Source organism: Ruegeria sp. E5, from assembly GCF_056534105.1.
Genome location: NZ_JBQFPA010000003.1, coordinates 395,426 through 417,395 on the forward strand (window position 1 = coordinate 395,426; position 21,970 = coordinate 417,395).

Here is a 21,970-nt window from a genome sequence, read left to right on the forward strand (position 1 = left end):
GATTTACGAGTGACCGGAAGGTTAGTTTATGTCGATCGTTTTTTCGTCGCGCCGCACCCGTTTTGCAAGTCCATTGGACCGGCACGGAGGCGGAGGCCCATTGACCCTGGAACTCCGAAATCGGGTAGCAAAACCAAATGAAAGTAAACTTGCAAAAACAGCGTCCCGCCTGCGTTTGACAAGTGATATGCAACTGGCGGAACCCGAAACCAAACCAGAGACCCCGGAAGCAAGTGACACCCCGGTTGCCGGGCCCGCGAAACGATCGCGGCAATCAGAAGCGCCTCAGGCGACGACACAACCGGATAATCCGGGGCAGACCCAGGCAGAGCAGTTGGATCAAACATCACAACCGCGCGCTGGTTCTCCCCTTCGGCGCGCGTCGTCGCGGCCCGCGCAAGATAAGGATCCTGCGGGTGGCGACACTGGGGTGGCCGATACCGAAGCCCCCGATTGTGAAACCGCCGACCAATCGACTGCACGCATGACCCCCTCTGCGCCGTCGGATGGTAAAGACCGCATGGGCACCACGATCGAGGCCAAGGCCAACCAACCCTTGCTGCGCCCGGGGACGGGTGGTGGCGATGGCAAGGGGCCACCCCAAACATTCCACAAACGCACGCCGCCTGAAGATTTCCAGAAGACGCTGCGTACCTCACTGCGCGCGATTTGGCGCAATCTGGCTTTCGTGCTGGTACTGACCTGCGCGACCAACGTCCTGATCCTAGCGATCCCGATCTACCTGTTTCAGATCAGTGACCGGGTTCTGACTAGTCGCTCGCTGGATACGTTGATCATGCTGACGGCAATCGTTGCCGGAGCAGTCATTTTTCAAGCCGCATTTGATGCCGTTCGTCGGTTCATGCTGATGCGTACAGCGGTCGAGGTCGCCGCCCGTCTTGGGGCCCCGGTTCTTAGCGCTGCGGCCCATGCCTCGCTGCACGGCAACGGACGCGAATATCAGACACTTGGGGATCTGCAACAGGTGCGGGGCTTTCTGGTCTCGGGCACTCTGATCTCATTTCTGGATGTACCATTTGCACCGCTGTTCATCCTGATGATCTTTCTGGTGCATCCGCAACTTGGGATGATTGTGGTGACGACGGCCGTGATTCTGATGATCATCGCGCTGATCAACCAGAAAATGACCGCCAAGCCCTTTGCCAAGGCCAATCAGGCGCAATCAATGGCGAACCAGCATCTGGATTCAATGTCGCGCAACAGTCAGATCATCAACGCTTTAGCGATGATCCCCGAGGCAGTGCGCATCTGGGGGCGTGACACCGCACAATCGCTGACATGGCAGGTCAAGGCGCAGGATCGTAACGTGATCTTCGCGGCCATTTCACGTGCCGTCCGTCTTTTGACGCAGATCGGCATTCTGGGCTGGGGCGCCTTTCTGGCCCTTCAAGGTGAAATTACCGGCGGTATGGTCATCGCCGCCTCGATCATCGCGGGGCGGGCTTTCGCGCCGATCGAAGGATCAATCGAGGGTTGGAATACCTTCCTGCTTACGCGCGGCGCTTTTGGGCGGATCAAGGCTCTGCTGTCGAACTCGGCCCTGCAATATGAAAAACTGCGCCTACCACGACCTGAGGGGCGGTTGGATGTCGAACGCCTGCTATATGTCCCAGGCGGCACCAAGCGGGTGGTTCTGAACGGGATTACCTTTGCGCTGAACCCTGGTGAAACTCTGGCGATCATCGGGAATTCAGGCGCAGGCAAAACGACACTTGGTAAAACGCTGGTGGGTTCGATCCTGCCGACCTCGGGCAGTGTGCGGCTGGACCTGATGGATATCCGCAACTGGGATCCCCGCCAGTTTGGCGAAAATATTGGCTATCTGCCGCAAGACGTACAGCTATTCCCCGGCAGCATCAAAGACAATATTGGCCGGATGCGTGCCGATGCCACGGATGAGCAGATCCACGATGCTGCCGTTTTGGCCGACGTGCACAACATGATCGCAACGCTGCCGCAGGGGTATGAGACTGTTGTGGCCGCCGACGGCTCACCTCTCTCAGGTGGCCAGAAGCAGCGTATTGCTTTGGCGCGTGCCTTCTTCGGCAACCCGCGTTTGGTTGTTCTGGATGAGCCGAATTCGAACCTCGACGTGGCAGGTGACAAGGCGCTTGCGCGCGCAATTCAGCAAGCAAAGGAAAGCAAGATCACCGTTGTAGTGATTACGCAAAAGCCGACTCTGTTGAATGTTGTCGACAAGATCATGCTGCTGACCGATGGGCGCGTGGCGCTGTTCGGGCAGCGCGAACAGGTGCTAGAACAGCTCAACGGGCCGCGCCAGCAACCGCCCGAAATACAGGGCAAGGGGGATTAAGCGATGAACGACGTGGCACGCACCGATGAAGGCGGTCTTTGGTACTCTGAGGTTCCGCGCTCGATCACCAAATTCATCGTGATTGGCTTTATCATGCTTATTGTCTGTTTTGGCGGCTTTGGCGTCTGGTCCTTCCGTGCACCTCTGGCCGCTGCAGTCATCGCGCAAGGCAGCTTTGTCGCGACCGGCCGCAACAAGATCGTGCAGCATTTGGAAGGCGGTATCATCGAGAACATTCTGGTCTCGGAAGGTGAATCTGTTCAAGCCGGACAGATCATGATGACTTTGGATCAGACCTCGGCCGAGGCGAGTGAACGCGAATTGTTCATTCGCAAACTTCGCCTTCAGGCCATGACCGAACGGTTGCTGGCTGAGCATAGCGAACAGGAAACCCTCGTGTTTTCGCCCGGATTGATCGAAGCATCGGACGACGTCGAGGTCATGACGATCCTCGACAATCAGAAACTCAGCTTTGATGTATCGCGCAAGACACTGCTGAACGATATTGCTTTGCTGCAGCGCAACATGGAGGCGTTGAAAATTCGTGCGTCAGGATTTGAAGCACAATTGGTCAGCATGGAAAGGCGATCAGAGATTCTCGAGGAAGAATACGAGACCAAATATTCGTTGTTTGAAAAAGGATTAGTGCGCAAAGGTGATCTGAATACGATCCGCCGGGTGCAGGCCGAAGCCGAAGGTCAACTGGCGCGTTTGCGCGCAGAAACGGCTGAGGTAAACCAGATGCTGCTGAAGTATGAAGAGCAGATTCTGCGCACCCGCTCAGCCTACCGCGAGGCTGCGCTGGACGAGTTGGGCGTTATTGAAGCCGATCTTGAAAGTGTGCGTGAAAAAGCCCGTCAGGCCCGTAGCGTTCTGGCCCGTGCCGTTGTGCGTGCACCGGTGACAGGCACAGTGGTGCGACTTCATCACCACACGCCGGGCGGGGTGATCGAAACTGGCGAACAGATTGCTGAGATTCTGCCCGCCGATGCGCCATTGATCATCGAAGCGCAGATCCCGCGTACCGAGATCGACAGCGTGGTCACCGGGCAGATCGCGACGGTGCGCCTAGTCGCGCTCAATCAACGGACAACCCCAGTGCTTGAGGGCGAGGTCTATTACGTCTCGGCTGACTCGCTTGTCGAGGATTCTGCCGGTATGCCGCAAGAGGTCTATCTGGCGCGCATTTCTCTGACCACGGAAGAGATGGGTCGCGTGCGGGGCTTCGTGCCGACACCCGGAATGCCCGCCGAGATCATGATCCAGACCGAGGAACGCACCTTTGCGGCCTATATCGCCAAGCCGGTGGTTGACAGTATGTCGCGTGCTTTCCGCGAACATTAAGGGTCTGAACGTCTACACCTTCAATTTTCTGCATGTTAGCCTTGCACGGATTCATTTCCTGGAGGGGCGCAAATGCCATTGACGGTCAAAGACATGATGCAAGCTGCAAACGCGGTGGTTGAGCGTATCGACGCCAGCCGGGCCAAAGAACTGATCGGGCAGGGTGCCTTGTTGTTGGATATTCGCGATGCGCCTGAACTGGAAAGGACAGGGCGCGCGGTCGGTGCGCATCATATCCCGCGCGGTATGCTGGAGTTTCGGGCCGACCCCGAGTTGCCTTCCCATGATGCAGAACTGCGCAGGGATCGGGTGATCATCCTGCATTGTGCGTCTGGCGGAAGGGCAGCGCTGGCTGGAAAACTGCTTAAGGAAATGGGATATTTACACGTCTACAATCTGGGTGGCTTTGCGGATTGGGTGAATGGCGGTGGTGAGGCGACCGGGCCCATGGATCGCGGGATGTAGCTACATATCTGACCCAAATCAAAGTCACACATATTCCGTTGCTGTAATGTAAAGGCCAGAAGCTTAAACACAGGATACTGGCCATGATACGCCTAGCAGCCACGCTTTATTCTTTGATCGCCACAGCCATCGCGGGTTCTGCCGTGATTGCGGTCCTAGCGGTTGGAATGGTGACCTGGATGGCCATCGTTTCCGCCGCAGCAGCAGGGGCGGTTGTTGCCGCGCCGGTGTCGTGGCTGGTGGCAAAACGCCTGTATCAAGGCGCTTGATTAAGCGTTCAAGAAGGTCCTGACTGCAGCTTCGAATTCGCGGGGTTTCTCGGCGTGCAGCCAGTGCCCCGCACCGGGAATTTTGGCGAAGCGAGCTGCAGGAAACAGGGTGCGAATCTGCTCTCGGTATTCGGGCTGCACATAATCTGATGCTGCGCCGGACAGGAACAGAGCGGGGCCGTCCCAATGGGTCGAAATCTCGGGGAAGCCCATGATCTTTGGCATTTCGCTGGCCAGTACATCTAGGTTCAGCCGCCAGCGGCTTCCCTCAACATCCAAAGACTGCGTAAAAAAGCTCTGCAGCGCCTTTTCGACGCCCAGATCGGCCAGCTGTGCTTCGGCATCTGAACGACGCTGAACGCGGGACATATCTACCGCCCGCATTGCCTCGATGAATTGAATCTGGCTGTGGCTGTATGCCACTGGTGCGATGTCTGCGACGACCAGCTTGCGCACCAGATCGCCATATTCCAGCGCCAGCACCATCGAAGCTTTTCCACCCATGGAATGCCCGACGATATCGGCGATGCCGCCAACGCTGTCGATGACCTTGGCCAGATCATGCGCCAAATCCGGGTAGCCATGCTGAGCATCCCAAAAGCTGTAGGCGTGATTGCGCATATCGACGGCGATCACCTGTCTTTCGTTCGACAGTCGCCGCGCAATGACTCCCCAGTTGCGCGCCGAACCATAGAGGCCATGCGCTATCAGCAGGGGCGGATGATCGGTCGGGTCGCCATGGATGATCGTATTTAGCATGCTTCTGTGATACGCGTCACCGCGCGGAACAACCAGCCCCATTGCCGCCGGTGTGACGCGCGGCTACATTGTCCCGTCAGGAGGCGCCAATGACGCAGGAAATCGATATCCAGACCCGGATCGCAGAGACCATTCGGTTGCTGCGTAAAAAGCTTGGCGTGAAAGACAAGACCCTGATTGCCTCGGTCCGGCGCGCAAAGCGGCGTTTGCCGCGCAAGGTCTATAAACAGGCCTTGGTTCTGGCAGAGGCCGAGCAGATGGCCGAGCATCCCAAACTGCGGATGGTTTTGGATATGCCCCGGCTCGAAAAAGCGTCGGACGAGGTGCAAGGCCACCTGAACGCGATCAATCTGGCAGATCGACGTTGGGGATGGTTCCTGAGCTTTCTTGGTTCGCTTGCGTTGGGCCTGATCGTGTTGGCGGCGTTGGCTGTGTTCGTACTACGATGGCGCGGGTATATCTGACCGCTGCACGCCTCAAAGAAAAACGGCGCCGATCAGGGCGCCGTTTTCTGTTCTAAGATCCGTATTGGATCAGAGATTCGGATAAAGCGGGTAGCGCGCGCAAAGTTCGGCGACTTCGGCTTTAACTTTGGCTTCGACCGCACCGTTTCCGTCTTCGCCATTTGCGGCCAGACCGTCGACCACTTCGATGATCCAGTCTGCGATCTGGCGGAACTCGGCCTCACCAAAACCGCGGGTGGTTCCGGCGGGCGAGCCCAGACGGATACCGCTGGTTATCGTGGGCTTTTCGGGGTCGAACGGCACACCGTTCTTGTTGCAGGTGATATGTGCCCGGCCCAAAGCTTTCTCGGTTGCGTTGCCTTTAACGCCTTTGGGGCGCAGGTCGACAAGAACCACATGGGTATCGGTGCCGTGGGTCACAGTGTCCAGGCCACCCTTGATCAGCTGATCTGAAAGGGCCTGCGCATTCACAACGACCTGCTTGATATAGTCCTTGAACTCAGGACGCAGTGCCTCGCCAAAGGCAACGGCCTTGCCAGCAATCACATGCATCAGCGGGCCACCCTGAATGCCCGGGAAGATCGCCGAGTTTACCTTTTTGGCAATCGCTTCATCATTGGTCAGGATCATGCCGCCGCGCGGGCCGCGCAGGGTTTTATGCGTGGTGGTGGTGGCCACATGCGCATGCGGGAAGGGCGAAGGGTGCGCGCCTGCGGCAACCAGACCGGCGATATGGGCCATATCCACATGCAGATAGGCGCCGACCATTTCAGCGATTTCACGCATGCGGGCAAAATCGATGACGCGCGGGATGGCCGAGCCTCCGGCGATGATCAGCTTGGGGTTATGTTCCTTTGCCAGCGCTTCGATCTGATCATAGTCGACCAGGTTGTCCTGCTTGCGCACGCCATAATGTACCGCGTTGAACCACTTGCCTGACTGGTTCGGCGCCGCACCATGGGTCAGGTGACCACCTGCATCCAGCGACATTCCTAGAATGGTGTCACCGGGCTTGATCAGCGCCTGAAATACACCTTGGTTCGCCTGCGATCCCGAATTCGGTTGGACGTTGGCAAACTCACACCCAAACAACTGCTTGGCACGGTCGATAGCCAGGTTCTCGGCAATGTCGACGAACTGACAGCCGCCATAGTACCGGCGGCCCGGATAACCTTCGGCATATTTGTTGGTCATGACCGAGCCCTGCGCCTCCATCACGGCGGCAGAGACGATGTTCTCCGAGGCGATCAGTTCGATCTCGTCGCGCTGGCGGCCCAATTCAGATGTGATCGAGCCGAACAGCTCGGGGTCACGATCCGCGAGGGACTGGGTGAAAAATCCGTTGTCACGAAGATTGGCGTTCATGTGCGCTCCGCATGGCTGGGGTGTATCTGGCGGATTTCCTATCGGAAACGACGTGTGTCAGAAAGGTTGTAAAGCGACGAAATGGCCCTCTATGGCGTCAACTCTGGCCTATTGCGGAAAGGTATGTTTGTTTCGGAACCAAATGTGCAGCACTGGAAACTATAAAACATGACAAAGAGAATCGCCTTTCTGGCCAGCGATGCCAAGGTTGCGCAGACCGCCCGGGATGCGCTTGTGGCGCGCTACGGAAATGCAGCGCCGAGAGACGCAGATGTTGTGGTGGCGCTGGGTGGTGATGGCTTCATGCTTCAGACGTTGCAGGGCGTCCAGCACCTGGATAAGCCGGTTTATGGAATGAATCGCGGTACCATCGGGTTTCTGATGAACGAATATGCCGAAGTTGATCTGATGGCCCGGCTAGCAGAGGCAGAGGAAGAAGTCATCAATCCATTGGCGATGACTGCAATGGACCAGGCGGGCCAAAAGCACCAAGCACTTGCAATCAACGAGATTTCGCTGCTTCGTGCGGGGCCGCAGGCAGCGCGGTTGCGGATCAGCGTTGATGGGCGGGTACGCATGGCCGAACTCGTGTGTGATGGTGCATTGCTTGCCACGCCGGCGGGTTCGACCGCATATAACTATTCCGCTCACGGACCCATTGTACCCATTGGCGCGGACGTTCTGGCATTGACGCCAATCGCCGCGTTTCGCCCCCGGCGGTGGCGTGGCGCCTTGCTGCCGAAAGTTGCGAAAGTCAGATTCGATGTGATCGAGGCTGACAAACGCCCGGTTATCGTTGCGGCCGATTCCATATCGTTTCCGGATATCGATTGGGTCGAGATCAGGTCTGAGATTGCGATCCAGCATCGTATTCTATTTGACCCTGGCCACGGCCTGGAAGAACGATTGATCTCCGAACAATTTACTTAAATCTCAGCGTGTTGATCATTTTTCCACCGCTTGTGTGAACCAGTTCACATGCAACGCGATAAGGGTTTGTTAACTTCAAGTTGCCCGGAGAACACGCCGAGGTGGAAGTGAGTGGCCATCTAAAGGTGTTTTCGAATGGTTGCGCAGTTTTCGCGCTGGCGAGGGTGGGTGGTGCTACGCTCGTCATCTTAATCCGGGCATATTTTAGTATGCGGACCCCGGGACAAAATCCCGGGGTCTATTTCATTTGTGAGGCCTGAGTGACGATGTCTCAGGTTTGCGCGCTCATTCGATCCCACAGAATCGGAGCCATCTGCCCCACACGCGCTTCGATCGCGACCGCTGCATCCACCGCCATATCCTCACGCCAGCGTCGAGCAGCAATCTGAACATTGATCGGTTGCGGCCCATTCGGCAATTCGGCCAAGCGTGCGGGAACGCTGGCGGCGGGCAGCCCGAGGAAATTCATCGCATAAGAATAGACCGCGCATCCTAACACCTCATGAACGCCTTCCGCACCTTCGGTATCGCGATCAGGTCTGAAGAACGGTTGCGGCAGGAATGGAGACAGGACCAAAGGATATTTCTGCATGAATAGCGACCATTGGCGCGCAAAATGGCTGCGTTGCGCCAACGCCTGAATCAGTTCGTCGCCTACGATCGGAGGAAACTCCTGAAAATAAACCTCGAAAATATCACGGATGGTTTGAGACCCGACTGCCTCGATATCGTTTTTCATCAACGTCAGCACTTCACCCATCAGCGCGCGATAGCCGATGCGCCCACATTCGAACACATCCGGCGGATCAATGTCTTCAACTATATATCCGGCATCTACCAGCGCCTCCCGAGCGGTACTTAGCGCTTTGTCCACTTCGGGGTGCAAAGCGTATTCGAACGAATTTTTGGTGAACGCAACTTTGATTGGGGTGTCCGGCCCCGCGCCGCGCCAAGGCATTGGCACATGGAAGGGGTCGCGGGCGTCCGGGGCGATCAGGCTGGGCATCGAAAGGTGCAGGTCCTTTGCGCTTCTTGTGAGCAAGCCCTGTACCGACATCGATTGTGCCAGCATCCCGCGTTCCACCTTCTGGCTGGGGTTCCAGGCCGGTACGCGGCCCAGCCCCGGTTTCACTGTAACCGCACCATTGGCCGCTGCCGGAAAGCGCAGACTGCCTCCGATATCGTTGCCATGAGCCAGGGCACCGATGCCCGCCATGACCGCAGCCCCCGCGCCCCCGGACGACCCACCGGGCGAGATATGGCGGCCCCAAGGATTGTGCGTGCGCCCATGAAGTGGATTATCCGTGTCAGCGCGGAACGAGAATTCGGGCGTATTGGTCCGCCCGATGACAATGGCCCCCGCCTTATGCAAGTTTGAAACCACCGGTGCGTCATCAGGGGCAATGACATCCTTCAAGGCAACCACACCATTTGTGGTGGCATGGTTCTTCTGGTCGACATTCACTTTGATGGTCACGGGTACCCCGTGCAGCGGTCCAACCGAGGCACCATTGCGGCGCGCCTGATCAAGCGCAGATGCACGCTCTAACGCTTCTGTGCCCAGATCGTCCACGACAGCATTCAGCGAGGGATTTACCTGATGCATCCGCTCCAATGCATCACTGATCACCTCTTCTGCGCTCAACTCGCCAGCTTGGGTCAGCGCAGCCAATTCTGTTGCATCAAAACGCCAGATATCGCCCTGTGTCATGCTCGTCCTCCTCACCTCAAACTGAGGTGAGGAGGACCCAATGACAAGCCCCGCAATCGCAAAACGGATCCAACCTTCATCTGGCCAAGAATATCTCGGAGCGCGAGGCAGAGCCTCGCACACGCGCGACAGCGCAAATCGGTTGCGCCGTAAGGCGCTCCGCTTGATCGTACCGTGAAATTACTGCGCGTAGCCGATAGTTTGCAGGGCCACCGTGATCTCGTCCAGAATTGCTGGGTCATCGATTGTGGCAGGCATTTTATACGCCTTGCCATCCGCGATCGACACCATCGTACCACGCAGGATCTTGCCCGAGCGTGTCTTGGGCAGACGATCCACCACTACGGCTTTCTTGAACGCAGCGACTGGGCCGATTTTGTCACGAACCATCTGGACCACATCGGTTACCACCTCCGCGTGATTCCGATCGGATCCGGCATTCAGGCACAGGAAACCGACAGGCATCTGGCCTTTCAGTTGATCAGATACCCCAATCACAGCGCATTCTGCCACATCGGGGTGAGCGGCCAACACCTCTTCCATCCCGCCCGTCGAAAGTCGGTGCCCGGCGACGTTGATCACGTCATCGGTACGGGCCATGATATAGAGATACCCATCTTCGTCGATCATGCCCGCATCACCGGTTTCGTAATAGCCGGGAAAATGCTCAAGGTAGGATTTTCTGAAGCGCGCCTCAGCATTCCACAGGTTTGGCAATGTGCCTGGCGGAAGCGGAAGCTTGACTGCGATCGCGCCCAACTCGCCCGGTCTCATAGGATGGCCGCCTTCGTCCAGAATCTGAACGTCATAGCCCGGCATAGGCTTGGCAGGTGATCCCAGCTTGACCGGAAGCTCTTCGATTCCGAGCGGGTTGCCAGCGATGGTCCAGCCAGTTTCGGTTTGCCACCAATGGTCGATGACCGGAACTTTCAGCGCATCCTGCGCCCAGATGATCGTATCTGGGTCAGCCCTCTCTCCTGCAAGATACAGAGCCTTAAGGCAGGATAGATCGTAATTCGCCATCAATTCTGCGCTTGGGTCTTCGCGTTTTACGGCACGAATGGCGGTTGGGGCGGTGAAGAAGCTTTTGACCTTGTGTTCGGATATCACGCGCCAGAAAGTTCCGGCGTCAGGTGTTCCGACGGGCTTGCCCTCAAAAACAATCGTCGTGTTGCCGTGGATCAGCGGGGCATAACAGATATAGGAATGGCCAACGACCCAGCCGACATCCGAAGCCGCCCAGAACACATCTCCCGGATCGACATTGTAGATGTTTTTCATCGTCCAGTTCAGTGCGACCAGATGGCCGGCAGTCGGGCGCACGACGCCTTTGGGCGCACCAGTGGTGCCGGATGTATAGAGGATATAGGCTGGATCATTGCCGCTGACTGGTACACATTCTGCGGGCTCCGTACCGTATTGGAAACCGTGCCAGTTGACGTCGCGCCCCTCGATTAGTTGTGCGACTTCCTGCTCGCGCTGGAATATTACGCAAAACTCGGGTTTGTGGGTGGCCAGATCGATCGCGCCATCCAGCAGAGGTTTGTAGTGCACAACGCGTCCCGGCTCCATCCCGCATGAGGCAGCGATGATCGCCTTGGGTTTCGCATCGTCGATACGTACGGCCAGTTCGTTGCTGGCAAAACCGCCGAATACCACTGAATGCACTGCTCCTAGTCGGGCGCAAGCCAGCATTGCCTCCAGCGCTTCGGGGATCATAGGCATGTAGATGATGACGCGGTCACCTTTCTCAATACCTTTTGCACGAAGTGCGCCGGCCAGATTAGCAACCCGATTGCGTAACTCGACGTATGAGATTTCGCGTTTGGTATGAGTAATGGGGCTGTCATAGATGATCGCGGTTTGCTCACCACGACCATTTTCCACATGGCGATCAACCGCGTTCCAGCACGTATTTACCTTGGCATCACTGAACCATTCGTAAAGAGGCGCATTGTTGTCAAACAGAGCTTTGCTGGGCGCTTGAACCCAATCGATCCCCTTGGCTGCATCCATCCAGAATGCTTCGGGGTCGTTCTTCCAGCTCTCGTAGACGTCCTGATATGCCATGATGGCCTCCTCCCAAATTCCTTGAGCTATGTGTTAGGCATCGTGGATGTTTCGAGCAAGCGATGCGCATAACGGCGCGTCAGTTTATCGCAAAATCTTTGCAGAACCTTGCAGTTTGGCTTGCAAATTTTTGCAAATCCTCTGATCTGAGCAGATTTCTGAGTGTCACACGCAAAGATTTGCAAATCTGCAAATTTATTGCTGCAAATGTGCTGGCGCTAACAGAATCAAACCGGGCACCTAATCTGGTGCCCGGTCATGTATACGTAATGATATAGGCGCTAGGCTTATCCGTAGTGCGCGACTGGCGTACCTGCGATGGCCGCCATGTTCAGCAGTCCCCTGGCCGTAATCGAGGGCGTTACGATATGCGCCTTGTTTCCCATTCCCATGAGGATTGGACCTACCTCAAGCCCGTCCGCTTTCATCTTCAAGATATTGCGCACACCGCTTGCCGCATCCGCATGGGCGAAGATCAGGACATTTGCAGAGCCTTCCAAACGCGAGTTCGGGAAGATACGTGCACGCAATTCAGGATCCAAAGCCAGATCAAGGTTCATCTCGCCTTCATAGCTGAAGTCGCGTGGCTCGGAATCGAGAATCTCAAGCGCAGCCCGCAGCCGCTTGCCTGATCCCTCGGCCTGATTGCCGAATTGCGATTGCGAACAAAATGCGATCTTGGGTTCCAACCCGAACCGCCGCACGTGACGAGCAGCTCCAATGGTGGATTCGGCAAGTTCTTCTGGTGTCGGCAATTGTCTTACATGCGTGTCTGCAATGAACAGAGGGCCATCTTCCAGAATCATCAGCGAAAGCGCGCCATGCGGGCGCAAATCGCCATCATCCAGAACCTGTTCGACATAGTTAAGATGCCAGCGATACTCACCAAAAGTGCCACAGATCATGCTGTCCGCCTCACCGCGATGCACCATGATTGCTGCAATGGCGGTGTTGTTGGTGCGCATGATGGCCTTGGCCAGATCCGGAGTGACCCCCCGACGCTGCATTATTTGATGGTACGAATTCCAATAATCGTAGTAACGGGGATCGTCCTGAGGGTTCACGATTTGAAAATCCTGCCCCGGTCGTACTGTCAGGCCTAGCCTTTCGCAACGTGCGCTGATCACGTCCGGTCGCCCGATCAGGATCGGGGTTTCCGTGGTTTCTTCCAATATCGCTTGCGCAGCCCTTAAAACACGCTCGTCCTCCCCTTCTGCGAAGACAATTCTACGCGATGCGACGGCTGCGGCTTCGAACACTGGCCGCATCAACAGTGCAGATTTGAACACGGTCTGGTTCAGGCGCTCTTTATAGGCTTCGAGGTCATCAATGGGTCGTTTTGCGACCCCGCTCTTCATAGCAGCCTGTGCAACCGATGACGAAACGACCCCCACTAGGCGCGGGTCAAAGGGTTTTGGGATCAGGTAATCTGGACCAAAAGTCAGCTGCTCACCCTTATAGGCCGCCGCGGCTTCGGCGCTGGTCGTCGCGCGGGCCATGTCGGCGATGCCGTCGACGCAGGCGATCTGCATCTCGTCGTTGATTTCAGTCGCACCTACGTCCAGGGCACCTCGGAAGATAAACGGGAAGCACAACACGTTGTTCACTTGGTTCGGAAAGTCGCTGCGACCGGTCGCAATGATCGCGTCAGGGGCAACTTCGCGCGCCGCCTGTGGCAGGATTTCCGGAGTGGGGTTGGCCAGCGCAAAGATGATCGGGGTTTTGGCCATCTTCTCGACCATCTCAGGCTTGAGCACATTTGGTCCGCTCAGCCCCAGAAACAGATCGGCACCTCCGATCACATCATCCAGAGTGCGCAGATCGGTTTTCTGCGCAAACTGATCCTTGTGCGGGTTCATATCCTCGGCGCGACCTTCATAGACCAACCCGTGAATGTCGCAGAGCCAGATATTCTCGCGTTTGACGCCGAGCTTCACCAACATGCTGAGGCAGGCGATCCCGGCAGCACCGCCGCCGGTCGAAACTACTTTGATATCCTCGAAGCTCTTTCCTGCCACATACAGGGCGTTCTTAGCTGCGGCACCAACAACGATTGCCGTGCCGTGCTGATCGTCATGAAACACCGGGATGTTCATCCGTTCCCGGCACAGTTTTTCGACAATAAAACAATCCGGTGCCTTGATATCTTCAAGGTTGATCGCGCCAAAAGTAGGTTCCAGGGCGCAGACGATATCTGCCAGCTTTTCTGGGTCAGGCTGATCCACCTCGATATCAAAGCAATCGATGCCTGCGAACTTTTTGAACAGGACGGCCTTGCCTTCCATCACCGGTTTCGAGGCCAATGCGCCTATATTCCCAAGGCCTAGAACTGCGGTGCCGTTTGACACAACCGCAACAAGATTGCCGCGGGCCGTGTATTTCTCAGCATTGGCGGCGTTGTCCTTTATCTCAAGACTGGCTTCGGCGACGCCTGGCGAATATGCCCGCGCAAGGTCCCGACCATTTGCCATTGGTTTGGTTGCCTTGATCTCAAGCTTTCCGGGCTTTGGATGCGCATGATAGTCAAGCGCGGCCTGTCTCAGGTTCGGTGTGTCAGACATAGGTAATACAACTCCGTTCCAATATTCGTTTGATGGTTAAACTATTTCTCAGCGCTTGGCTATGTCGCCTCGGACCGCAGTCAGAGACAGGCCTCACGGATACGTTAACGAAACGTTGGTTGAGAGTTGCTGCATCGTTTTTATGTACAGCCAATTCCGGGGAACCTGACGGACACCAGAAGCGGCGGACCTTATCATGCGTCATGAAGACAAAGCTTGTGCTAGTGCGCAATTTGCCAACCCTTCAATCAGGATTGGTGCCAATCGGAATGTCTTCTTTGTTGTGCTTGTTTCGGCGGTTTCATTTCTTTGCGTAGTTGTGATTTGGCACCAACCGGCAGCAACTTTCATCCAAGAAGGCGGGTTGATTGAGACGATATCGGCCTCTGCGTTACTGGCTGCCGGTTTGGTCGCGTTGGTACGCTTCCGAGGCGTCTCGCGGCTTTACATCGCGGTGGTCTGCCTGCTGTTGGCCGAGCGCGAATTGGAGGCGGAGGTGTACACAGAAGGCAGCGCGCCTTTCGTGGTGCTAAACTGGGTTGATTTATTGCTTGATGTGACTGCAGTAAGGATCGTTTTGGCTGCGATCGTCATTGGTGGTTTGCTCTGGCATGGGATACCGAACGGAATTAAGGCACTTAAAATCCGCGCGCCTTTTCTGATGATTTTTTTCCTGGCCGGAAGTGTTGCGGTGCTGGCTCAGCTTCTTGAGGAAATCAGCGGATTGTTCGACGAATACCTTTCGGTTGCGATGGTTACACGTTTGTTCGTGATGGAAGAAACGCTGGAGATGTACTTTTCGATTGGCATTTTGGCTGCTGTTCTGATCGGATGGCCAAAACCAAAATCCGAAGAGAAACAGAATGACCAGCAATACCGGCGACTCCCTCACGCGCGCTGAAATCCGACTGCCGACGCAGGAACTGCGCAACGATATCCCGTTTTATACCAAGGTACTGGGGATGCGGATGGATATGATCTATCCGGCAGATGACCCTCGGGTTGCCGTGTTCTCTGGTCACGGTCTGCGCTTGCGGATCGAGAAAGATGCAGCTGAAGCGGCGGGAACGTTGCGCATTCTGACATCCGATCCAGATGGTTTTGCAGACGGTCAACGAAGTCTTGTAGCCCCAAACGGCACCCGGATCGAGATTGACGAGTTGAACCCGCCGCTGGTCATGCCGGATACCGTCCACTCTTTTGTTGTTCGTAGGCTCAAGGATCAGGCGCCGTGGATCATTGGACGGGCAGGGATGCACTATCGCGATCTCGTGCCGGACCGGCTTGGCGGATCGATTATCGCCAGCCATATACGTATCCCAGATGGTGGTCCTGTGCCCGACATGGTGCATTTCCACAAAGTCGGATTTCAGCTGATCTTCTGCATCCACGGTTGGGTCGATGTGGTCTACGAAGATCAGGGCGACAAGATGCGCCTGACGGCAGGCGATTGCTTTATTCAGCCGCCTGAAATCCGCCACCGCGTGCTGGAAGCGTCAGACAACGTTCAGGTGATCGAGATTGGTGTCCCAGCCGAGCATGTCACGGAGATTGATCATGAGATGGAACTACCCACCCCGCATTTCCGCCCGGATCGGGAATGGGATGGGCAGCGGTTCGTTTACAATCAGGCGAAAGATTCCGACTGGGTGCCATTCCGTTTGCCCGGTTACATCTGTCGTGACACGACGATTGCCGAGAATACCAAAGGCGTGGCGGGCGTTCAGGTCGTGCGCCGGGGCGAGGGTAACCCTCAATGGGCCAGCCACGACACCGACATACACTTTACCTTCGTGATGACCGGCGAGGTGACGCTTGAGGGTGAAGGGCGCGAGCCCTATCGGTTGGAACAGGGCGATGCCTTCGTCATCCCGCCGGGAATGCGAACACGGCTGTCAGACCCCTCGCGGGATGTGGAACTGCTTGAGGTGACTTTGCCGGGGACCTTCAACACGACGTTGGGTTAGGGCCAAGAAGAAGTGGATAATGGCGTCAAGGGGGCTTCAATTCCCCCGTCGCTTTCCAGTAGGGTATGATATTCTGACCAGATGATCAAAAATTGGGATTCGCCATGTCTTTGAAAGATGCAGCTTTGGCCGTTCGGGAAAATGCCCACGCGCCTTATTCGAATTTCAAGGTCGGGGCGGCGATCCGGTCCAGTTCAGGTGTGATCTATTTTGGCTGCAATGTCGAAAATATTGCTTACCCCGAAGGTACGTGCGCCGAGGCCGGGGCAATCGCGGCAATGGTCGCCGCTGGTGAAAAAGAACTGACCGAGGTCTACGTGGTCGCCAGCAGCCCGCAGCCGGTGCCCCCATGTGGTGGATGCCGTCAGAAACTGGCCGAATTCGGCAACGGGGATGTGGTCGTTACGATGGCAACGGTTGATGGTCTGGAAACCAAAACCACGATTGCCGATCTATTGCCGGGTGCGTTCGACGCGTCGCATATGGAGGATGTCTGACTTCATGGATGCGCGCTCGATCATCGCCAAACTTCGCCGTCAGGAAGTACCAACCGGCGACGAACTAATGTGGTTCGCGCAAGGCCTGGCCGATGGTGGCGTCAGTGACGCGCAGGCCGGGGCCTTTGCAATGGCTGTCTGTATGGGCGGTCTGGGGGCCAATGGGCGGGCTGATTTGACTGTTGCCATGCGCGACAGCGGCGAGGTGCTGACGTGGGATTTGGACGGGCCGGTGGTCGATAAGCATTCGACCGGTGGGGTCGGCGATTGCGTCAGCCTGCTGCTTGCTCCGGCTTTGGCGGAATGCGGGGCGTATGTGCCGATGATCTCGGGGCGTGGTCTGGGCCATACCGGGGGCACTCTGGACAAGCTCGAGGCCATACCGGGAGTGACCACTCAGATCGGGCAGGCGCGACTGACGCAAGTGCTGAAAGACACAGGGGCAGCCATCGTGGGGGCAACGGGCCAGATCGCCCCTGCGGACAAGCGGCTGTATGCGGTGCGCGATGTGACGGCGACGGTGGAGAGCCTTGACCTGATTACGGCATCAATCCTGTCCAAGAAGCTGGCGGCTAGCCCGGATGCGTTGGTTCTGGACGTTAAGGTGGGCAGCGGCGCGTTCATGAAGACACTCGATGAGGCACGCAATTTGGCGCAGGCCTTGACCGAAACGGCTAATGCCGCTGGTTGCCGTACATCCGCAGTGATCACCGACATGAGCCAGCCCCTTGCGTCCGCGCTGGGCAATGCGCTGGAAGTGGCCGAGGTGATGAAAGCTTTGACCAGCGGGCAGGGATCACCTTTGGCGGAAATCTCGGCCGAGTTGGGGGGCGTTCTCATGGCGGATGCCGGTATGTGCGCTTCGGCAGAGGAAGGGAACGCCAGAATAACCCAAGTGATCCGCGATGGTCGTGCAGCCGAACGGTTCGGACGCATGATGGCTGCCGTGGGTGGACCGGTGCATTTCGTTGACACATGGGATCGGTTTTTGCCGGAGGCCAATGTGATCCGGGAAGTTCATGCTCCGCATGGCGGATATGTCTCGTCTATTGATGGCGAGGCGCTGGGCCTCGCAGTCGTGGCCCTAGGCGGTGGGCGCCAGATCGAGAGCGATGAGATTGATCCGGCGGTTGGCTTGTCGGGCATTCTGAGGGTCGGAGATAAGGTGACCAAAGGCGCTCCGTTGGCGGTTGTTCATGCGGGGCGGGAAGATGCGGCGCAAAGGGCTGCGGCGGTGGTACTGGATGCTATTTCGCTGAGTGACGAACTGGTCGCGCAACCGCCGCAAATCCATGAAAGGATCTGCGCATGAGCCGCGCTTTCCTTGTGGTGATGGACTCGGTGGGTATCGGCGGCGCGCCGGATGCCGATCAGTTTTACAACGGCACCAAACCCGATACAGGCGCGAATACATTGGCCCACATAGCACAAGCTTGTGCCGAGGGGCGTGCGGAAGAAGGGCGGAGAGGACCGTTGCAACTGCCCAACCTGGATGCCATGGGGCTTGGGGCGGCGACCCGTCTGGCCTCGGGCGCACCGACGCCGGGCCTTGAGGCCGCGCCGACGGGCTTGTGGGGTTGCGCACGTGAATATTCTCCGGGAAAGGATACGCCCTCAGGGCATTGGGAACTGGCGGGTTTACCTGTGCCATGGGACTGGCGTTATTTCCCGGATCGCGAGCCAGCGTTTCCCGAAACGCTAAGCAAGGCTGCCGCCGAGGCAGCGGGGACCGACGGAATATTAGGCGACTGCCATGCCTCGGGGACGACGATCATCTCAGAACTGGGGGCCGAGCATATACGTACCGGCTGGCCGATCTGCTACACGTCTGCCGATAGCGTATTCCAGATTGCCGCCCATGAAGACAGCTTTGGGCTCGACCGCCTGCTGGATATGTGCCGCACCCTTGCGCCGCGATTGCACGAGATGAAAGTGGGCCGCGTTATCGCCCGGCCGTTTGTCGGAACGCCCGAAAAGGGGTTCACCCGGACAACCAACCGCAAGGATTTTGCCATCGTTCCACCTGAACCCGTTCTTACGAATTGGGCACAGGATGCCGGTCGCCGTGTGCATGCGGTGGGCAAGATTGGCGATATATTTTCAATGCAGGGGATCGACACGCTGCGAAAGGGTTCGGACGCAGAGTTGATGCACCACCTTTCGGACCTCGTTGATGAGGCGGAAGAGGGCAGTCTGACATTTGCAAACTTTGTCGAGTTCGACAGTCTGTATGGCCATCGGCGCGATATCAGCGGCTATGCCCGTGCGCTGGAATGGTTCGATCGTGAAATTGGCGCGATCCTACAAAAACTGCGCCCCGGTGATCTGATGCTATTGACCGCAGACCACGGCAACGACCCCAGTTGGAGCGGCACTGACCACACCCGTGAACAAGTGCCCGTGCTGATCGCAGGGCAGGGCATGGGCGAGATCGGTCCCGTGAACTTTGCCGATATCGCCGCCAGTATCGCGCACCACCTGAACATACCGGTGCAAGGGCCGGGAAGGACTTTTATATGACAGTCGCTGACCTGCCTAAGATCGAATTACATTTGCACCATGAAGGCGCCGCTCCGCCTAGCTTCATACGCCAACTGGCCCATGAGAAACGAGTGGACCTGAGCGGGATATTCAAACCCGACGGCTCTTATGATTTCCGCGACTTTGCCCATTTCCTTAGCGTTTATGAGGCTGCGTGCGAGGTGCTGAAAACACCTGAAGATTTCCGCCGCCTGACGCTGGCCCTTCTGGAAGAGAGCGCCGCGAATGGTGTGGTGTATTCCGAAACATTCCTTAGCCCGGATTTCTGCGGCGGTGGCGATTTGCATGCATGGAAGGATTACCTGACTGCGATTCAGGACGCCGCAGACGAGGCCGAGCGCAAATTCGGGATCACCCTGCGTGGTGTCATCACTTGCGTGCGCCATTTTGGACCCGAGCAAGCCAAGGCCAGCGCCCATTGTGCGGCTGAAACCGCAGGTGACTGGATTACCGGATTTGGTATGGGCGGCAACGAATCCGTCGGAACGCAGGGCGATTTCAAATGGGCCTTTGACTGCGCGCGCGAGGCTGGGTTGCGATTGACGACCCATGCCGGTGAATTTGGCGGTCCAGAGAGTGTTCGGGATGCCGTCCGTGATTTGGGGGTCGAGCGCATAGGCCATGGCGTCCGCGCCATCGAAGACCCGGATCTTGTGTACGAGTTAGTTGACCGGGGCATAACGCTTGAGGTCTGCCCGGGTTCAAACGTGGTACTGGGCCTGTTTCCTGATTTTGCCGCACATCCCATCGCTAAATTGCGTGATGCAGGCGTCAACGTCACGGTATCCACTGACGATCCGCCGTTTTTTCATACCACGATGCGGCGCGAATATGAGATGCTGAATGCAGCGTTCGGCTGGCAAGCCGAAGATTTTGCTGCCCTGAATGAAACAGCCCTGAACGCGGCCTTTTGCGATGAAGAGACCCGCGCGCGGGTCAAGAAAAGACTGGAGACATCATGAGCGATCACCTGACCGTCGTCGACCACCCACTGGTGCAGCACAAATTGACGCTCATGCGGGACAAAGGCACCTCAACCGCTGTGTTCCGGCAGTTGCTGCGCGAGATCACGCTTTTGCTGGCTTATGAGGTCACCCGCGAGATGCCGCTGACCACCCGCCATATCGAAACCCCGATGGAAGAAATGGACGCACCCATTCTGGCGGGCAAAAAATTGGCGCTGGTATCGATCCTGCGGGCTGGAAACGGGATGTTGGACGGCGTGCTGGAGCTGATCCCCTCTGCCCGAGTGGGCTTCGTGGGGCTTTATCGGGATGAAGAGACGCTGAAGCCGGTCCAATACTATTTCAAAGCTCCCGAGGGTTTGACGGACCGTTTGGTCATTGCTGTTGATCCGATGCTGGCAACCGGCAACAGCTCGGCTGCGGCCATTGATTTGCTGAAAGAGCAGGGGGCGAAAGATATCCGCTTTCTATGCCTGCTGGCTGCCCCCGAGGGCGTCGCGCGCATGAAAGAGGCGCACCCAGATGTCAAAATCGTCACGGCCGCGCTTGATCGTGAACTGAACTCAAAGGGTTACATTATGCCTGGACTAGGTGACGCTGGCGACCGGATGTTCGGGACCAAATAGGTGCTATTGCCCGCAGATATTCTGTAGCCGGACCCAATCGCGGTCGGGCAGTACCTGTTCCAAAGTACGACCCGCCATCGGATCGGCTTCTATCAATCCAAGAACGGACTCGCCTGTGATATCAAGCGCATAGGCGTATGGGGTCGAGGGTAGGGCGGTCTGTGCAAAAACCGCGAGCAGCACGTCATCGCTTAGCTGCGGCTGTGGACCGGATAGAACCTGCTCGGTGTAGGTGTCCACGATCTCGGGCGTCAATTCGCCGGTGGTTAGCAACCGAAATGCGGCACTCGGGCCTGTACGGTCCAACAGATCGTCCAGCGGTTCCTGCTGAGTTGCCCGCGCGCGTGCGGCTATGATGTATCCGGCGGCAACGGCTGGGTCTTCGTGATCTTCGACCAGTGCCCGGTTTAGCAGCACGGTTCCACCCGGCAGGCTCAGGCTGTCAGGCAGACCTGCTGGTAGGATCACGATTTGGCGGACACCGGTGCGGCGCGCCAGCTGATCCAGCGACGCTTGCGCATCAGGCGAAGAGCAAGCCTTGCCTGATACCCTTTCGATCCGCTGCAGGATTGCATCGCCGATTTCTTGTTGCTTGACCTCTGGCACTACCGAAACAACATGGCGCTGCAATGCACTGGGTAGCCAGAACAAAAGCACCGCCAAAACCGCCAGCACAACCCCTGCAACGCTGAGCCAACGCAGCCGTCCGGGATGTGGTCTGGCACGGTCGATGGCGCGCTGCAGCCTGTCAATTGCTTCGATCATTGTGGTTTCAGATTCTGCAAGCTCCAGTGTTTCGCCGGGATCGCCGTCGGGATTGAATATCGCGGGATAGGTTCCGGGGTTTTGTCGCTCTAGCGCCGCCAGCGACCAATGGGTCAGCGCGCTGTCATTGAAGTCAGAAATCGTCAGAGTGGCTTCACCAATCGATACGACTACTTCGCGCCGTTGCTCATCGGGCGAGGGACGCCACAGACCGGTGGCTTCGATCCGCTGGTACTGTTTGAGTGCGGTCATCGGGTAATGCTGCTCGAATATTATTTTGCGCCAAGCTTAGCATGGCGAAAACCAGCGGCGCAAACCTGTTGCGCAGTGTTTGTG

The 21,970-nt window shown here is 57.2% G+C and carries 19 protein-coding genes; 13 read left to right on the top strand and 6 right to left on the bottom strand.

Translation table 11 applies throughout. The annotated features are described in order from the left end of the window. The first annotated feature begins 28 nt into the window (after positions 1 to 28). The 4 genes from ACR0BI_RS13905 (at position 29) to ACR0BI_RS13920 (ending at position 4,413) form a co-directional block, all read left to right on the top strand. Positions 29 to 2,335, top strand: a complete 2,307-nt coding sequence (locus ACR0BI_RS13905) for a type I secretion system permease/ATPase (protein WP_480562367.1) — start codon at positions 29 to 31, stop codon at positions 2,333 to 2,335. Between the two features lie 3 nt (positions 2,336 to 2,338). Continuing rightward, the gene (locus ACR0BI_RS13910; protein WP_170391969.1) at positions 2,339 to 3,679 is read left to right on the top strand and encodes an HlyD family type I secretion periplasmic adaptor subunit; all 1,341 of its coding nucleotides are present in this window, start codon (positions 2,339 to 2,341) and stop codon (positions 3,677 to 3,679) included. Positions 3,680 to 3,751: 72 nt separating this feature from the next. After that, entirely contained in the window at positions 3,752 to 4,144 is a 393-nt protein-coding gene (locus tag ACR0BI_RS13915) for a rhodanese-like domain-containing protein (RefSeq protein WP_170391967.1), read from the top strand. Between the two features lie 83 nt (positions 4,145 to 4,227). Continuing rightward, positions 4,228 to 4,413, top strand: a complete 186-nt coding sequence (locus tag ACR0BI_RS13920; RefSeq protein WP_170391965.1) for a hypothetical protein — start codon at positions 4,228 to 4,230, stop codon at positions 4,411 to 4,413. On the opposite strand, the gene ACR0BI_RS13925 is transcribed toward ACR0BI_RS13920, so the two are convergent. Further along, complete coding sequence (locus ACR0BI_RS13925) at positions 4,414 to 5,172, bottom strand: alpha/beta fold hydrolase (protein ID WP_480562366.1); 759 nt, start codon at positions 5,170 to 5,172, stop codon at positions 4,414 to 4,416. Positions 5,173 to 5,261: 89 nt separating this feature from the next. Here ACR0BI_RS13925 and ACR0BI_RS13930 point away from each other — a divergent pair, with 89 nt between their 5' ends. Further along, positions 5,262 to 5,636 (top strand): hypothetical protein, encoded by a 375-nt coding sequence (locus ACR0BI_RS13930; RefSeq protein ID WP_170391953.1) that lies wholly within the window; start codon positions 5,262 to 5,264, stop codon positions 5,634 to 5,636. A 69-nt stretch (positions 5,637 to 5,705) separates the two neighbouring features. Here the strand turns inward: ACR0BI_RS13930 and glyA are convergent, their stop codons facing one another. Further along, the gene (glyA, locus tag ACR0BI_RS13935; RefSeq protein WP_480562365.1) at positions 5,706 to 7,001 is read right to left on the bottom strand and encodes a serine hydroxymethyltransferase; all 1,296 of its coding nucleotides are present in this window, start codon (positions 6,999 to 7,001) and stop codon (positions 5,706 to 5,708) included. Between the two features lie 168 nt (positions 7,002 to 7,169). Between glyA and ACR0BI_RS13940 the strand changes: the two genes are divergently transcribed. Then, positions 7,170 to 7,931 carry an NAD kinase gene (locus ACR0BI_RS13940; protein ID WP_170391948.1) on the top strand — a complete coding sequence of 254 codons (762 nt, stop codon included), beginning with the start codon at positions 7,170 to 7,172 and terminating at the stop codon, positions 7,929 to 7,931. Positions 7,932 to 8,202: 271 nt separating this feature from the next. Here ACR0BI_RS13940 and ACR0BI_RS13945 read toward each other — a convergent pair whose 3' ends face one another. The 3 genes from ACR0BI_RS13945 to ACR0BI_RS13955 all read right to left on the bottom strand — a co-directional run bounded on the left by ACR0BI_RS13945 (position 8,203) and on the right by ACR0BI_RS13955 (position 14,273). Beyond that, positions 8,203 to 9,642, bottom strand: a complete 1,440-nt coding sequence (locus tag ACR0BI_RS13945) for an amidase family protein (protein WP_170391946.1) — start codon at positions 9,640 to 9,642, stop codon at positions 8,203 to 8,205. Positions 9,643 to 9,822: 180 nt separating this feature from the next. Further along, a complete protein-coding gene (gene prpE, locus ACR0BI_RS13950; RefSeq protein WP_480562364.1) occupies positions 9,823 to 11,712 on the bottom strand; it encodes a propionate-CoA ligase PrpE in 1,890 nt (629 codons plus the stop codon). Positions 11,713 to 11,999: 287 nt separating this feature from the next. Beyond that, the gene (locus ACR0BI_RS13955) at positions 12,000 to 14,273 is read right to left on the bottom strand and encodes an NADP-dependent malic enzyme (protein WP_170401318.1); all 2,274 of its coding nucleotides are present in this window, start codon (positions 14,271 to 14,273) and stop codon (positions 12,000 to 12,002) included. Positions 14,274 to 14,742: 469 nt separating this feature from the next. Between ACR0BI_RS13955 and ACR0BI_RS13960 the strand changes: the two genes are divergently transcribed. The 7 genes from ACR0BI_RS13960 to upp all read left to right on the top strand — a co-directional run bounded on the left by ACR0BI_RS13960 (position 14,743) and on the right by upp (position 20,869). Further along, on the top strand, positions 14,743 to 15,174 hold the full coding sequence (locus tag ACR0BI_RS13960) for a hypothetical protein (RefSeq protein ID WP_170420879.1): 432 nt from the start codon (positions 14,743 to 14,745) through the stop codon (positions 15,172 to 15,174). Continuing rightward, complete coding sequence (locus ACR0BI_RS13965; protein ID WP_170609371.1) at positions 15,137 to 16,240, top strand: cupin domain-containing protein; 1,104 nt, start codon at positions 15,137 to 15,139, stop codon at positions 16,238 to 16,240. The genes ACR0BI_RS13960 and ACR0BI_RS13965 overlap by 38 nt, the downstream gene beginning before the upstream one ends. Positions 16,241 to 16,344: 104 nt before the next feature. Next, the gene (locus ACR0BI_RS13970; protein ID WP_170391936.1) at positions 16,345 to 16,737 is read left to right on the top strand and encodes a cytidine deaminase; all 393 of its coding nucleotides are present in this window, start codon (positions 16,345 to 16,347) and stop codon (positions 16,735 to 16,737) included. 4 nt (positions 16,738 to 16,741) lie between these two features. Then, on the top strand, positions 16,742 to 18,049 hold the full coding sequence (locus ACR0BI_RS13975) for a thymidine phosphorylase (protein ID WP_480562495.1): 1,308 nt from the start codon (positions 16,742 to 16,744) through the stop codon (positions 18,047 to 18,049). Next, positions 18,046 to 19,257: a phosphopentomutase gene (locus ACR0BI_RS13980; protein WP_480562362.1), complete on the top strand. Its 1,212-nt coding sequence runs from the start codon at positions 18,046 to 18,048 to the stop codon at positions 19,255 to 19,257. The genes ACR0BI_RS13975 and ACR0BI_RS13980 overlap by 4 nt, the downstream gene beginning before the upstream one ends. Then, positions 19,254 to 20,240 (top strand): adenosine deaminase, encoded by a 987-nt coding sequence (locus ACR0BI_RS13985; RefSeq protein ID WP_480562361.1) that lies wholly within the window; start codon positions 19,254 to 19,256, stop codon positions 20,238 to 20,240. The genes ACR0BI_RS13980 and ACR0BI_RS13985 overlap by 4 nt, the downstream gene beginning before the upstream one ends. Next, entirely contained in the window at positions 20,237 to 20,869 is a 633-nt protein-coding gene (gene upp, locus ACR0BI_RS13990; RefSeq protein ID WP_170391930.1) for a uracil phosphoribosyltransferase, read from the top strand. The genes ACR0BI_RS13985 and upp overlap by 4 nt, the downstream gene beginning before the upstream one ends. Before the next feature lie 3 nt (positions 20,870 to 20,872). On the opposite strand, the gene ACR0BI_RS13995 is transcribed toward upp, so the two are convergent. Next, positions 20,873 to 21,886, bottom strand: a complete 1,014-nt coding sequence (locus tag ACR0BI_RS13995) for a hypothetical protein (protein WP_170420887.1) — start codon at positions 21,884 to 21,886, stop codon at positions 20,873 to 20,875. Positions 21,887 to 21,970 lie beyond the last annotated feature (84 nt).